Genomic DNA, 15,556 nt, shown 5'->3' on the forward strand with positions numbered 1-15,556 from the left:
AGGATGGCAATTGCAATTGGCCTCGATTTTGGTAGTGACTCTGTACGCGCGTTGGCGGTGGAATGCGCCACCGGCGCGGAGCTGGCGGCAAGCGTAGAGTGGTATCCGCGCTGGCAGGAAGGTCTGTTCTGCGATGGGCCGAATAACCGCTTCCGCCATCATCCGCGCGATTACATTGAATCCATGGAATCGGCAGTGAAAAGCGTGCTGGCGGCATTAAACGCGGAACAGCGCGCGGCGGTCGTCGGCATCGGCGTCGACAGCACCGGCTCAACCCCGGCCCCCATTGACGCTGACGGCAACGTGCTGGCGCTGCGCGAAGAATTCGCCGACAACCCAAACGCCATGTTCGTGCTGTGGAAAGACCATACCGCGGTGGAAGAAGCCGAAGCCATCACCCGCTTGTGTCACACGCCGGGTAAAGAGGATTACTCGCGCTACATTGGCGGTATCTACTCCAGCGAATGGTTCTGGGCCAAAATCCTTCACGTCACCCGCGAAGATAGCGCCGTCGCGCAGGCGGCGGCATCGTGGATTGAACTCTGCGACTGGGTACCTGCCCTGCTTTCCGGCACCACCCGCCCGCAGGATATCCGCCGCGGCCGCTGCAGCGCCGGACACAAATCACTGTGGCATGAAAGCTGGGGCGGCCTACCGCCCGCCAGCTTCTTCGACGAGCTCGACCCGATTATCAACAGACACCTCGACTGGCCGCTATTCCGCGACACCTGGACCGCCGATCTCCCGGTTGGCCACCTGACTGCCGAGTGGGCGCAGCGCCTGGGTCTGCCGGAGACGGTCGTCATTGCCGGCGGTGCCTTCGACTGCCATATGGGCGCGGTCGGCGCCGGGGCGCAGCCCAATGCGCTGGTCAAAGTCATCGGCACGTCCACCTGCGACATCCTGATCGCCGATAAAAACAGCGTCGGCAACCGCACGGTTAAAGGCATTTGCGGTCAGGTGGACGGCAGCGTGGTGCCGGACTTCATCGGCATGGAGGCCGGGCAGTCAGCTTTCGGCGATATCTATGCCTGGTTCGGCCGCATTCTCGGTTGGCCGCTGGCGCAGCTTGCCCAACAGCATCCGGAACTGCGCGAACAGATCAGCGCCAGTCAAAAACAGCTGCTGCCTGCGCTGACCGAAGCCTGGGCCGCCAATCCGTCTCTCGATCACCTGCCGGTGGTGCTGGACTGGTTCAACGGCCGCCGCACGCCGAACGCCAACCAGCGTCTGAAAGGCGTGATTACCGATCTTAATCTCGCCACCGATGCGCCGGCGCTGTTCGGCGGGCTGATTGCCGCCACCGCCTTCGGCGCGCGCGCCATTATGGAGTGCTTCACCGAACAAGGCATCCCGGTCAATAACGTGATGGCGTTGGGCGGCATCGCGCGCAAGAACCCGGTCATCATGCAGGCCTGCTGCGACGTACTGAATCGCCCGCTGCAGATTGTCGCCTCCGATCAGTGCTGCGCGCTGGGCGCCGCTATCTTCGCCGCCGTTGCCGCCGGGGTCTATCAGGATATCCCTGCCGCGCAGCGCAACATGGCAAGCGAAGTGGAAAGCACGCTACAGCCGCGCCCACAGCAGGCGCAACGTTTCGAACAACTGTATCAGCGCTACCAGCAGTGGTCGGCTAGCGCGGAACAACACTATCTCCCTTCGGCTGCAAAGGCGGAAAACGCCCCGCAATCTCAGGCAGCGCTCACCCATTAAGGATACGAAAATGACGATTTTTGATAACTACGAAGTGTGGTTCGTAATTGGCAGCCAGCACCTGTATGGCCAGGAAACCCTGCGCCAGGTGACGAAACACGCCGAACATGTGGTGAATAGCCTGAATGCGGAAGCGAAACTGCCGTGCAAGCTGGTGCTGAAACCGCTTGGCACCACGCCGGATGAAATCACCCATATCTGCCGCGATGCCAACTACGATGATAAGTGCGCCGGGCTAGTGGTCTGGCTGCATACCTTCTCGCCAGCCAAGATGTGGATCAACGGCCTGACGATCCTCAACAAGCCGCTGTTGCAATTCCATACTCAGTTCAACGCCTCCCTGCCGTGGGACAGCATCGATATGGACTTTATGAATCTCAACCAGACCGCACACGGCGGCCGCGAGTTCGGCTTTATCGGCGCGCGGATGCGTCAGCAACACAGCGTCGTAACTGGCCACTGGCAGGATACAGAGGCGCACCAGCGTATTGGCGCGTGGATGCGACAGGCGGTCTCTAAGCAAGATACCCGCCATCTGAAAGTGTGCCGCTTCGGCGATAACATGCGCGAAGTCGCGGTGACTGATGGCGATAAAGTCGCGGCGCAGATTAAATTCGGCTTCTCGGTTAACACCTGGGCAGTCGGCGATCTGGTACAGGTGGTCAACAGTATCAGCGACGGCGATATCAACGCACTGGTCGATGAGTACGAAAGCAGCTACCGCCTGACCCCAGCGGCACAGGTTCACGGCGATAAGCGCCAGAACGTTCTCGATGCCGCGCGCATCGAACTGGGGATGAAACGCTTCCTTGAACAGGGCGGCTTCCACGCCTTCACCACCACCTTCGAAGATCTACACGGCCTGAAACAGCTACCGGGTCTCGCCGTGCAGCGCCTGATGCAGCAGGGCTACGGCTTTGCTGGCGAAGGCGACTGGAAAACCGCCGCTCTGCTACGCATCATGAAAGTGATGTCGACCGGTCTGCAGGGCGGCACCTCATTTATGGAGGATTACACCTACCACTTCGAGAACGGCAACGATCTGGTGCTGGGCTCGCATATGTTGGAAGTGTGCCCAACGATCGCCACCGCCGAGAAACCGATCCTCGACGTCCAACCGCTGGGGATCGGCGGCAAAGCCGATCCGGCACGCCTGATCTTCAACACCCAAACCGGTCCGGCGATCGTCGCCAGCCTGATCGACCTGGGCGATCGCTATCGCCTGCTGGTCAACACCATCGAAACCGTGCCGACGCCGCACGATCTGCCGAAGCTGCCGGTGGCTAACGCCCTGTGGCAAGCCCAGCCGGATCTACGCACCGCCTCGGAAGCCTGGATCATCGCGGGTGGCGCGCATCATACCGTCTTCAGCCATGCGTTGACGCTTGACGATATGCGCCAGTTTGCCGAACTGCAGGATATCGAGCTGACGGTTATCGATAACGACACCCGCCTGCCATCGTTCAAAGACGCGCTGCGCTGGAATGAAGTCTATTACGGCAGCAAACGCTAAGCGCATAAGCAGCATGCCCGATGGCGATCCGCTCATCGGGCAGGGAGAGCAAGATGTTAGAAGATCTGAAACGTCAGGTGCTGGAAGCCAACTTAGCGCTGCCGCAGCATCATCTGGTGACCTTAACCTGGGGCAACGTTAGCGCTGTCGATCGCGATAAAGGCGTTTTGGTTATCAAGCCCTCCGGCGTGGATTATAGCGTGATGACCGCCGACGACATGGTGGTGGTCAGCCTGGAAACCGGCGACGTGGTCGAAGGTAATAAGAAACCCTCGTCCGACACCCCGACGCATCGCCTGCTGTACCAGGCCTTCCCAACGCTGGGCGGTATTGTGCATACACACTCGCGCCACGCCACCATCTGGGCGCAGGCCGGGCAACCGATTCCAGCGACCGGTACCACCCACGCCGACTATTTTTATGGCCCGGTTCCCTGCACCCGACTGATGACCGACGCGGAGATCAATGGCGAATATGAGTGGGAAACCGGCAATGTGATTGTCGAAACCTTCCGTCAGCAGGCGATAGATCCAGCGCAGATGCCCGGCGTACTGGTGCATTCTCATGGGCCGTTCGCGTGGGGAAAAAACGCCGAAGACGCGGTGCATAACGCCATCGTGCTGGAAGAGATCGCCTATATGGGGATCTTCTGCCGCCAACTGGCGCCGCAGTTGCCGGATATGCAGCAAACGCTGTTGGATAAACACTATCTGCGCAAGCACGGAGCCAAAGCCTACTACGGTCAATAACGGCCGCTGGTTGGGCCATTTTGTAGCCCGGATGAGGCGTAAGCCGAAATCCGGGAGTTTCCCTGCTCGCGCTGCGTTTAGCAGGGCTACAGGACAGGTAGCCCGGATAAGGCCGTGCCGAAATCCGGGAGTTTCCCTGCTCACGCTGCGCATAGCAGGGCTACAGGACGAGTAGCCCGGATGAGGCCGTGCCGAAATCCGGGAGTTTCCCTGCTCACGCTGCGCTTAGCAGGGCTACAGGACAAGTAGCCCGGATGAGGCCGTGCCGAAATCCGGGAGTTTCCCTGCTCACGCTGCGCTTAGCAGGGCTACAGGACAAGTAGCCCGGATAAGGCGCAAGCCGAAATCCGGGAGTTTCCCTGCTCGCGCTACGCTTAGCAGGGCTACAGGACAAGTAGCCCGGATGAGGCCGTGCCGAAATCCGGGAGTTTCCCTGCTCACGCTACGCTTAGCAGGGCTACGGGACAAGTAGCCCGGATGAGGCCGTGCCGAAATCCGGGAGTTTCCCTGCTCACGCTGCGCTTAGCAGGGCTACGGGACGAGTAGCCCGGATGAGGCCGTGCCGAAATCCGGGAGTTTCCCTGCTCATGCTACGCTTAGCAGGGCTACGGGACGAGTAGCCCGGATGAGGCCGTGCCGAAATCCGGGGCAATTTCGGCCTGAATAACTGTATAAAACCCCAGCACTCATCGTAAAACCAGGCTATAATCAGGCCTGGTTTTGTATGGGTGAGGGCACGCGTGACGCAGCCGCAAGCAGGTTTTTTACTAACTCGTCACTGGCGGGATACTCCGCAAGGGACAGAACTGGCCTTCTGGCTGGCGACCGATAACGGCCCGCTGCAGGTCACGCTGCCGCCGCAGGAATCCGTCGCTTTCATCCCTGAGGCACAACGAGCGCAGGCGGAACGCCTGTTGCAAGGCGAGAACGGCTATCGCCTCGCCGGGCTTTCTCTCAAAGATTTCCACCGCCAACCGGTTTTCGGCCTCTATTGCCGCGCCCATCGCCAGCTGATGCGGCTGGAAAAAAAGCTACGTGAAAATGGCGTGACCGTCTACGAAGGCGATATCCGTCCGCCGGAACGCTATCTCATGGAGCGCTTTATCACCGCCCCGGTCTGGGTCGAAGGCGACACACGCGGATCGCAGCTGGTCAACGCCCGCATGAAACCCAACCCTGACTATCGCCCGCCGCTGAAATGGGTATCGCTGGATATCGAAACCAGTCGCCATGGCGAGCTCTACTGTATCGGTCTCGAAGGCTGCGGCCAGCGGGTGGTCTACATGCTCGGCCCTGAACCAGAAGCGCCCCCGGCCGTCGATTTCGAGCTGGTCTATGTCGCCAGCCGCCCGCTGTTGCTGGAAAAACTTAACGCCTGGTTTGCCGAATACGACCCCGACGTTCTGATTGGCTGGAACGTGGTGCAGTTCGATCTTCGCGTCCTGCAAAATCACGCCGAGCGCTACCGCATCCCGTTGCTGCTCGGCCGCGGCAATAGCGAACTGGAGTGGCGCGAGCATGGGTTCAAGAACGGCGTCTTCTTTGCTCAGGCCAATGGAAGACTGATCATCGACGGTATCGAGGCGCTGAAATCCGCGTTCTGGAACTTCTCCTCCTTCTCGCTGGAAGCGGTAGCCCGCGAACTGCTGGGCGAAGGTAAATCTATCGACAACCCGTGGGATCGCATGGATGAAATCGATCGCCGCTTCAATCAAGATAAACCGGCATTAGCGACCTATAACCTGCAGGATTGCGAGCTGGTGACAAGAATATTCCACAACACGGAAATCATGCCGTTTTTGCTCGAACGCTCGACGGTTAACGGCCTGCCCGTCGACCGCCACGGCGGCTCGGTAGCCGCCTTCAGCCATCTCTATTTTCCACGTATGCACCGGTTAGGCTACGTGGCGCCTAATCTCGGCGAAGTGCCGCCGCAGGCCAGCCCTGGCGGTTACGTGATGGACTCCCGCCCCGGCCTGTATGATTCGGTGCTGGTACTGGACTACAAAAGCTTGTATCCGTCGATCATCCGTACCTTTTTAATCGATCCGGTTGGTCTTATCGAAGGGCTGGCGCAACCCGATGAGCAGCACAGCACCGAAGGCTTTCTCGGCGCCCGTTTCTCGCGCGATAAACACTGCCTGCCCGGCATCGTCGGGCAGATCTGGCACGGGCGTGACGAAGCCAAGCGCCATAAAAATAAGCCGCTGTCGCAGGCGCTGAAGATCATCATGAACGCCTTTTACGGCGTGTTGGGCACCAGCGCTTGCCGCTTCTTCGATCCCAGACTGGCCTCGTCGATCACCATGCGCGGCCACGCGATTATGCGCCAGACGAAAGCGCTGATCGAAGCCAAAGGTTATGATGTCATCTACGGCGATACCGACTCCACTTTCGTCTGGCTGAAGCGCCCGCATAGCGAAGCGCAGGCGGCGGAAATCGGCCGCGAACTGGTGGACTACGTCAACGGCTGGTGGGCGCAGGAGCTGGGGAAAAGCCAGTTGACCAGCGCGCTGGAGCTGGAATTTGAAACGCACTTCTGCCGCTTTTTGATGCCGACTATCCGCGGCGCCGACACCGGCAGCAAAAAGCGCTACGCCGGGATGATTCAGGAAGGAGACGCCCAGCGCATGGTGTTTAAGGGGTTGGAAACCGTACGCACCGACTGGACGCCGCTGGCCCAGCAGTTCCAACAGGAACTGTACCTGCGCATTTTCCGCAATCAGCCATATCAGGATTACGTACGTGAGACTATCGCCAGGCTGATGAACGGCGAACTTGACGACCAGTTGATTTATCGCAAACGCCTGCGCCGCCCGCTAGCGGAATATCAGCGCAACGTACCGCCGCACGTCCGCGCCGCGAGGCTTGCCGATGAACAAAATCTGAAACTTGGCCGGGCGCAGCAGTATCAGCAGCGCGGCGCCATTAAATACGTCTGGACCACCAGCGGCCCGGAACCGGTGGATTACCAACAATCACCGCTCGATTACGATCACTATTTATCAAAGCAGTTGGAACCCGTTGCGGAAGGAATACTTCCCTTCGTCAACGACGATTTTGCTACAATAGTGACAGGGCAACTGGGGCTATTTTGACAGGTGACTAACACCGCGGCATCCAGTACCATAGCGCCCTTTCCATTCCTGGACCCAATTTTGACCCATCTCCGATTATTCATGGAGATGTTCAACTATTGCCTGCTAATTAAAGAACAAAGAGCCGAACATATATGCCTTTTACACTTGGTCAACGCTGGATCAGCGACACAGAGAGCGAACTAGGACTAGGGACGGTGGTAGCGCTGGATGCGCGCATGGTCACTCTCCTTTTCCCCGCCATCGGTGAAAACCGTCTGTACTCTCGCAACGACTCCCCGATTACCCGCGTGATGTTTAATCCGGGCGATACCATCACCAGCCACGAAGGCTGGCAGCTCCACGTTGACGAAGTGAATGAAGCAAACGGACTGCTGTCCTACACCGGCACCCGCCTGGATACACAAGAAGAAAACGTGACCGTGCGTGAAGTGCTGCTCGACAGTAAGCTGGCGTTCAGCAAGCCGCAGGACCGCCTGTTCGCCGGCCAAATCGACCGTATGGATCGCTTTGCCTTGCGCTACCGCGCGCGTAAGTTCCAGAGCGAACAATACCGCATGCCGTGGAGCGGCCTGCGCGGCCAGCGCACCAGCCTGATCCCGCATCAGTTGAACATCGCTCACGATGTCGGCCGTCGCCATGCGCCGCGCGTTTTACTGGCGGATGAAGTCGGCCTCGGTAAAACCATCGAAGCCGGGATGATCCTGCATCAGCAACTGCTCTCCGGCGCCGCCGAACGCGTGTTGATCGTGGTGCCGGAAACCCTCCAGCACCAGTGGCTGGTGGAAATGCTGCGCCGCTTCAACCTACGCTTCTCGCTGTTTGACGACGAACGCTATGCCGAAGCGCAGCACGATGCCTTAAACCCGTTTGAAACCGAGCAGCTGGTTATCTGCTCTTTAGACTTCGTGCGCCGCAGCAAGCAGCGTCTGGAGCACCTGTGCGACGCCGAGTGGGATTTGATGGTCGTCGACGAAGCGCACCACCTGGTGTGGAGCGAAGACGCGCCAAGCCGCGAATATCAGGCTATCGAACAGCTGGCCGAACGCGTGCCGGGCATCCTGCTGCTGACCGCGACGCCGGAGCAGCTGGGCATGGAGAGCCACTTTGCGCGTCTGCGCCTGTTGGATCCGAACCGCTTCCACGATTTCGAGCAGTTTGTTGAAGAACAACAAAACTACCGCCCGGTCGCCGACGCCGTCGCCCTGCTGCTGGCGGGCAATAAGCTGAACGATAGCGAGCTCAATACGCTGGGCGATCTGATCGGCGAGCAGGACATTGAGCCGCTGTTACAGGCCGCGAACAGCGACAGCGAAGACGCACAGGCCGCGCGTCAGGAGCTGGTCGCCATGTTGATGGACCGCCACGGCACCAGCCGCGTGCTGTTCCGTAACACCCGCAACGGCGTGAAAGGCTTCCCAAAACGCGAACTGCACACGATTCGCCTGCCGCTGCCGACCCAGTACCAAACGGCCATCAAGGTCTCCGGCATTATGGGCGCGCGTAAAACCGCAGAAGAGCGCGCACGCGACATGCTCTACCCGGAGCAGATTTATCAGGAATTTGAAGGCGATACCGGTACCTGGTGGAACTTCGACCCGCGCGTCGAATGGCTGATGGGCTACCTGACCAGCCACCGCTCACAGAAGGTGCTGGTCATTTGCGCTAAGGCGGCCACCGCGCTGCAGCTTGAGCAGGTCCTGCGCGAGCGTGAAGGCATCCGCGCCGCCGTATTCCACGAAGGAATGTCGATTATCGAACGCGACCGCGCCGCGGCGTGGTTCGCCGAAGAAGACACTGGCGCGCAGGTGCTGCTGTGTTCTGAAATCGGCTCTGAAGGACGTAACTTCCAGTTCGCCAGCAACCTGGTGATGTTCGATCTGCCGTTTAACCCGGATCTGCTGGAGCAGCGTATTGGCCGTCTCGACCGTATCGGCCAGGCGCACGACATCCAAATCCACGTACCGTACCTTGAGAAAACCGCGCAATCGGTGCTGGTGCGCTGGTATCACGAAGGCCTCGACGCTTTCGAACATACCTGCCCGACCGGCCGTACCGTCTACGACAGCGTGCATAACGAACTGATCACCTATCTGGCCGCGCCGGAATCTACCGACGGCTTCGACGATCTGATCAAATCCTGCCGCCAGCAACATGAAGCGCTGAAAGCGCAGCTGGAGCAGGGCCGCGACCGTCTGCTGGAAATCCACTCTAACGGCGGCGAGAAAGCGCAGGCGCTTGCGGAAAGCATCGAAGAGCAGGACGACGATACCAGTCTGATCGCTTTCTCGATGAACCTGTTCGATATCGTCGGTATCAACCAGGACGACCGCGGCGAAAACCTGATCGTCCTGACGCCGTCGGACCATATGCTGGTGCCGGATTTCCCGGGCCTGCCGGAAGACGGCTGCACCATCACCTTCGAGCGTGACGTAGCGCTGTCTCGCGAAGACGCGCAGTTCATCACCTGGGAACACCCGCTGATTTGCAATGGCCTGGATCTGATCCTCTCCGGCGATACCGGCAGCAGCACCATTTCGCTGCTGAAGAACAAGGCGCTGCCGGTCGGCACCCTGCTACTGGAGCTGATCTACGTGGTCGAAGCGCAGGCGCCGAAACAGCTACAGCTCAACCGCTTCCTGCCAGCGACCCCGGTGCGCATGCTGCTGGATAAAAACGGCAACAACCTGGCCGCTCAGGTAGAGTTCGAAAGCTTCAACCGTCAGTTGAGCGCGGTCAATCGCCACACCGGCAGCAAACTGGTCAACGCCGTGCAGCAGGACGTTCACGCGATTCTGCAGCAGGGTGAAGCGCAGATCGCCAAAGCAGCGCAGACACTGATCGACGCGGCACGCAGCGAAGCCGACGATAAGCTGACGGCGGAACTGTCGCGTCTGGAAGCGCTGAAGGCGGTGAACCCGAACATCCGTGACGACGAACTGGCGGCGATCGAAAGCAATCGCCAGCAGGTAATGGATGCGCTGGCGCAGGCCGGGTGGCGCCTGGACGCGCTGCGTCTGATCGTCGTCACCCACCAGTAACGGAACGCAAATATGGCGATGGAAAACTACAATCCGCCGCAGGATCCCTGGCTGGTTATCCTGTATCAGGATGAACACATTATGGTCGTCAACAAGCCCAGCGGCTTGTTGTCTGTACCAGGAAGGCTGGAAGAGCACAAAGACAGCGTGATGACGCGCATTCAGCGCGATTTCCCGCAGGCGGAGTCGGTACACCGGCTGGATATGGCAACCAGCGGCGTGATTGTGGTAGCCCTGACCAAAGCGGCCGAGCGCGAGCTAAAGCGTCAATTCCGCGAACGCGAGCCGAAAAAACAGTATGTCGCCCGTGTCTGGGGCCATCCGCATCCCGCGGAGGGTCTGGTGGATTTACCGCTGATATGCGACTGGCCGAACCGGCCGAAGCAGAAAGTGTGTTATGAAACCGGTAAAGCGGCGCAAACCGAGTATGAAGTGCTGGAGTATGCGGACGATAACACCGCCCGCGTGCGCCTGAAGCCGATTACCGGGCGTTCGCACCAGCTGCGCGTACACATGCTGGCACTGGGGCATCCGATCCTCGGCGACCGCTTTTACGCCACGCCGGAAGCGTTGGCTATGGCGCCGCGGCTGCTGCTGCACGCCGAGATGCTCACCATCACCCACCCCGCTTACGGTAACGCGATGACGTTCCGCGCGCCGGTCGATTTTTAAGCCAACCGCAGCCCCGGTAGCGTTATGCCGCCGGGGACATCCTCACGGTACCGTTAGTTAATCGCGGGCAAACCACGCATCAATCATCTGCTCAACGCGAGCGACCACCTGCTCGGTATCATGACGACGGCTGCGCGCGCAGGCATGCGCCGGTTCATCACACAACAGGCAGCGGCGCATCGCTTCGCCCTGCGCCTGACGGCCAATCAGTCCTGCCTGCGGGCAAATCACGTCAATATCCCACAGACGACCCAGCGCATGGTGCTGTTCCAGTTCGGTGCATAGCGCTTTAATTTCTTCCGCAGAGTGCTCAACGCACCACATCGCTTCCGGCCCGGTCGGCAACCACAGCACCTGACGGTCCAACGCTTTCCAGCGCTGCTGCCACAGAAGCTGGTCGCACACCTGAAGCGCGACGCCCATCATATTGCGATAGCGGATACTGTCTTTTATCGCGCCTGGCGTCACCAGGGTGAGGGAAATAATCGGTTGCTGATAATGGTTGAGCCAGTCTTGTTGACGGGCTGCGCGCTGCTCTTTCGCCGCCAGCAGATTTTCCATGCTGACGCCCGCCCGGGCGGGAGTATGCACTGACATTCTTACCTCTCCTTTAATGATGAAAAAGACAGCACGGAGCTGCCGTCGCTATCGCTGATAACGCCGTCTATTGTATCGCTAATTGCACAACATTCAGGACACAGGACAAAGAAATTTTCTTCGTCCTGTGGAGGGAAATGGCGGATGTTACGGCTAGCGTGACGCTAAATTACGACAGGAAATGACTCAGGAACAGCAGGCCTAACGACACATTAATCGCGCCGCCGATGCGAGTCGCAATCTGGGCGAACGGCATCAGGTTCATACGGTTGCCGGAAGTCAGGATGGCGACGTCGCCGGTGCCGCCCTGCCCGCTCTGGCAGCAGGAGACAATCGCCACGTCGACCGGGTGCATGCCAATCTTTTTACCCACAAAGAATCCGGTGGCGACTAACGCTGAGACGGTACAGATAATCACCACCAGGTTCGTCAGGGTGAAGGCGTTCACCAGTTCCTGCCACGGCGTAATCGCCACGCCGACAGCGAACAGAATCGGGTAAGTCACTGCCGTACGGAAGAATTTATAGACCACCTGCGAACCTTCCTGCAGACGCGGCGAGACCACGTTCGCCAGTTTCAGCAGTACCGCGAGGAACAGCATCCCAACCGGCGCCGGCAGGCCGATCATCTTTTGCCCCAGCATCCCCATCATATATAACAGCACCGCCAACAGCGCGCCGGAGGCCAGCGTCGCGACATCGGCTTTACCGCCAAATCCTTCGCTCTCGCTCTCAACGCGGGTTTCGTTGCTGCGATTCGGCATCAGTTGGCCTTCGCCGGTCAGATGCGGGAAGCGTTTGCCCAACTGGTTCAGGCAGCCGGCGATCACAATCGCCGTCAGGCTGCCCAGCATCACCATCGGCAGCACGCGCCCCAGCGCAACGCCCTGATCCATGTGCATCAGCGCGGCATAGCCAATCGACAGCGGGATTGCCCCTTCGCCCACGCCGCCAGCCATAATCGGCAGCACGATGAAGAAGAAGACCTGGAACGGATCCATCCCTAGCAGGCTACCAACACCCACGCCTACCAGCATACCGACGACTTCGCCGCACAGCATCGGGAAGAAAATCTTCAGGAAGCCTTCAATCAGCGTGGTGCGGTTCATGCTCATGATACTGCCGACAATAATGCAGCAGATGTAGAGATAGAGAATGTTGGTCGATTTATAGAATTTCGTGGTGGATTCAACCACCACATCCGGCAGCAGGCCGTAATGGACCAGCGCGGAAGGGATAAAGGTGGCGCAAATCGCCGCCGCGCCGAGCTTGCCCAGCACCGGCAGGCGCTTGCCGAATTCGCCGCAGGCAAAACCGAAAAAGGCCAGCGTCGCGACCATCACCACGATATCGCTCGGCAGCTTGCCGCCCAGGCAATCCAGCGCAATTAAGCCGCCGGCCAGCAAAAATAGCGGCAGCGGAATAATTCCGACTTTCCAGCTATCCATGACGTGCCACCAGCGCTGCTTCAGCGAGGCTTTCGGTTTGTTGATGGGTTCGAGGGTTGCAGAGAATGCGTTGTCTGTGGTGCTCATAAATTCAGCCCTGTAGTTATTATTCATTTTCAGGGTAGAGGGCCGGGCGAGACGTTAATGTGAGAGGAGGCAGATTAAAAAAGAAGTTTTAATGGTCATTATGGTTTTTATGGTTTCTATTGGCCCTCGTGATACATATCTGATTTTTTAACGTGGTTTTTATGGTTTTTTTCATAACCGGATAATTGCCCTTTATAAATATGCGCCAGCAGATACATTTTCCTTCGGGCCGATGCCGGTATTGTGAACGCGATACCGTACCGCATCTCAGATACTGTGCACAAAATATATGAAAGTTTCATTTCAATTTAAGCTGTTTGTCTCACTGGTGGCGTTTTTCTCCATCTTATTTGCCCTGCTGGGCGTCTATTATTATCTCGACGCCAGCCGCCAGCTCTATCAGGAAATGAGCGCCCGAGCGAGAATTCAGGCCGAAGAGATCGCGCTGATGCCCGATTTGCGCCAGCAGGTGAGCCAGCATGACCCACAGGCGATCGGCGCTTTCATGAAACAAATCGCCGCCCATAGCGACGCCAGTTTCATCGTTATCGGCAATGATAAAGGTATCCACCTGTTTCATTCCGTGCACCCTGAATGGGTTGGTACGCGACTGGTTGGCGGCGATAACCAGGCGGTGCTGGAAGGTAAGACCATCACCACTATCCGCAAAGGCGGCCTGGGCGTCTCGCTACGCAGTAAAACACCGATTATCGACGGCCAAGGACGGGTGATCGGCATCGTCTCCGTCGGCTACCTGACCAGCTATCTCGACAGCATCACCGTGCAAAAGGTGGTGAATATTTTTGTTGCCGCCATCCTGCTGCTAATCGCCCTGTTTATCTTCTCCTGGTACTTTACCCGCAGTATCAAAAAGCAGATATTTTCGCTGGAACCACGAGAGATAGGCCTGCTGGTCCGCCAGCAAAAAGCGATGATGGAATCTATTTTCGAGGGGGTTATCGTTATCGACAGCCAGCGGCGGATTGAAGTCATCAACCACGCCGCCCGTAGCCTGCTGGGGCTTAAACAACCCGCCCATATGCTGCGCGGCAAATCGATTGATAGCGTGATCGCACCGCAGCCGTTCTTCGCCAGCGGCGCGATGCTGGAGAACGATACCCATGACGAACTCTGCCGTTTCAACCAGTTGACGGTGCTCGCCAGCCGGGTGCGCATCATGCTGGAAAATTCACTACAGGGCTGGGTGATCACCTTCCGCGACCGCGATGAAATCAACGCCCTCACCGCTCAACTCAGCCAGGTGAAGCGCTACGTCGATAACCTGCGCATTATGCGCCACGAGCAGCTCAACCGCATGACGACCCTCTCCGGCCTGCTGCATATGGGTCACTACGACGACGCCATTCGCTATATTCAGGCACAGTCGGAACATGCCCAGGAACTACTGGATTTCATCTCTTCACGCTTCCGCTCGCCAACGCTGTGCGGCCTGCTGCTCGGCAAAGCCACCCGCGCCTACGAAAAAGGCGTCGAACTCAGCTTTGACCCGGCCTGCTGCTTTGACCGCCCGCTGCCGTCGCTAATGGAGTCCGAACTTATCTCCATCATCGGCAACCTACTGGATAACGCCATCGAAGCCACCCAACGCGCCGAGCTGCCGCACGAGCCGGTCGAAGTGCTGATTCAGCTCAACGCTCGCGAGCTGATGATTGAGGTTGCCGACCGCGGCGTCGGCATCCGCCCGGATATCCGCGAACGCATCTTTGAACGTGGGATGACCACTAAAACGCGTGGCGATCACGGCATTGGGCTGTATCTTATTGAACATTATGTCACTCAGGCTGGCGGCACGATTGAAGTCGCCGATAACGCGCCGCGCGGAACGATATTCACTCTGTTTATTCCCGCCGATACGCCAGCCCATCCGCCACTGGAGGCCAACGATGCATCATGACCTGGTCGATGTTCTGATCATCGAAGATGAAAACGAGCTGGCCCGCCTGCACGCCGAGCTCATTCAGAAACACCCGCGCATGCGGCTGGCAGGCATGGCCGCGTCGCTGTCCCAGGCGCGGCAGATGCTCAACGCCAAACCGCCGCAATTGGTCCTGCTGGATAACTATTTGCCGGATGGCAAAGGGGTCACGCTGATGACCGACCCGGTTCTGGCCAATGCCAACTGCTCGGTGATTTTCATCACCGCCGCCAGCGATATGGAAACCTGCAGCCTGGCGATCCGCAATGGCGCTTTCGACTATATCCTTAAGCCGGTCTCCTGGAAGCGTCTGAGCCAGTCGCTGGAACGTTTTATTCAGTTTTACGACCAGCAGCGCGAATGGAAAATCGTCGACCAGCAAAACGTTGATTCCCTGTATCAACTGCAGGCGAAAAATTTCCGTGCCGATACCGGCAGTAAAGGCATCGAAGAAAAGACGCTGGCGCTGGTGCAAAATCTGTTTCACGGCCGCGAAGCGCATTGTTTTTCGGTTGACGAAGTGGTGAGCGAAACGGGGCTCAGCAAAACGACCGCCCGCCGTTATCTGGAGCACTGCGTAGAAGTGAGTTTTCTGGAGGTGGAAATGCTGTACGGCAAGATTGGCCATCCGCGGCGAATGTATCGCCGGGCAAGCGGCGCGAGCTGAAGCTTCTCCCCAGCGGGGAGAAGCCCGCGACGGCGT

Annotated in this window: 10 protein-coding genes; 8 read left to right on the forward strand and 2 right to left on the reverse strand. The window is 58.7% G+C overall.

Annotation, left to right across the window (positions count from 1 at the left end; translation table 11 throughout):
• Window positions 1-3: 3 nt before the first annotated feature.
• The 6 genes from araB to rluA all read left to right on the forward strand — a co-directional run bounded on the left by araB (window position 4) and on the right by rluA (window position 10,786).
• Window positions 4-1,713, forward strand: coding sequence for a ribulokinase (gene araB / locus PYR66_19395; protein ID WEF27422.1), 1,710 nt, complete (start codon window positions 4-6; stop codon window positions 1,711-1,713).
• A gap of 10 nt (window positions 1,714-1,723) precedes the next feature.
• Complete coding sequence (gene araA, locus PYR66_19400) at window positions 1,724-3,226, forward strand: L-arabinose isomerase (protein WEF27423.1); 1,503 nt, start codon at window positions 1,724-1,726, stop codon at window positions 3,224-3,226.
• Window positions 3,227-3,279: 53 nt separating this feature from the next.
• Window positions 3,280-3,975, forward strand: a complete 696-nt coding sequence (gene araD / locus PYR66_19405; GenBank protein WEF27424.1) for an L-ribulose-5-phosphate 4-epimerase — start codon at window positions 3,280-3,282, stop codon at window positions 3,973-3,975.
• A gap of 740 nt (window positions 3,976-4,715) precedes the next feature.
• Window positions 4,716-7,073, forward strand: coding sequence for a DNA polymerase II (gene polB / locus PYR66_19410; GenBank protein WEF27425.1), 2,358 nt, complete (start codon window positions 4,716-4,718; stop codon window positions 7,071-7,073).
• Window positions 7,074-7,207: 134 nt separating this feature from the next.
• Window positions 7,208-10,114 carry an RNA polymerase-associated protein RapA gene (gene rapA, locus PYR66_19415; protein ID WEF27426.1) on the forward strand — a complete coding sequence of 969 codons (2,907 nt, stop codon included), beginning with the start codon at window positions 7,208-7,210 and terminating at the stop codon, window positions 10,112-10,114.
• A gap of 12 nt (window positions 10,115-10,126) precedes the next feature.
• Window positions 10,127-10,786, forward strand: a complete 660-nt coding sequence (gene rluA / locus PYR66_19420) for a bifunctional tRNA pseudouridine(32) synthase/23S rRNA pseudouridine(746) synthase RluA (GenBank protein WEF27427.1) — start codon at window positions 10,127-10,129, stop codon at window positions 10,784-10,786.
• 57 nt (window positions 10,787-10,843) lie between these two features.
• On the opposite strand, the gene citX is transcribed toward rluA, so the two are convergent.
• Both citX and PYR66_19430 read right to left on the reverse strand, forming a co-directional pair.
• A complete protein-coding gene (gene citX, locus PYR66_19425) occupies window positions 10,844-11,383 on the reverse strand; it encodes a citrate lyase holo-[acyl-carrier protein] synthase (protein ID WEF27428.1) in 540 nt (179 codons plus the stop codon).
• A gap of 169 nt (window positions 11,384-11,552) precedes the next feature.
• Window positions 11,553-12,917, reverse strand: a complete 1,365-nt coding sequence (locus PYR66_19430) for a 2-hydroxycarboxylate transporter family protein (GenBank protein ID WEF27429.1) — start codon at window positions 12,915-12,917, stop codon at window positions 11,553-11,555.
• A gap of 289 nt (window positions 12,918-13,206) precedes the next feature.
• On the opposite strand from PYR66_19430, the gene PYR66_19435 reads away from it, so the two are divergent.
• Complete coding sequence (locus tag PYR66_19435) at window positions 13,207-14,832, forward strand: sensor histidine kinase (GenBank protein WEF27430.1); 1,626 nt, start codon at window positions 13,207-13,209, stop codon at window positions 14,830-14,832.
• Window positions 14,822-15,520, forward strand: a complete 699-nt coding sequence (locus PYR66_19440) for a response regulator (GenBank protein ID WEF27431.1) — start codon at window positions 14,822-14,824, stop codon at window positions 15,518-15,520. Before PYR66_19435 ends, PYR66_19440 begins: the two co-directional genes overlap by 11 nt.
• Window positions 15,521-15,556 lie beyond the last annotated feature (36 nt).

The organism is Klebsiella aerogenes, from assembly GCA_029027985.1.
GTDB lineage: Bacteria > Pseudomonadota > Gammaproteobacteria > Enterobacterales > Enterobacteriaceae > Klebsiella > Klebsiella aerogenes_A.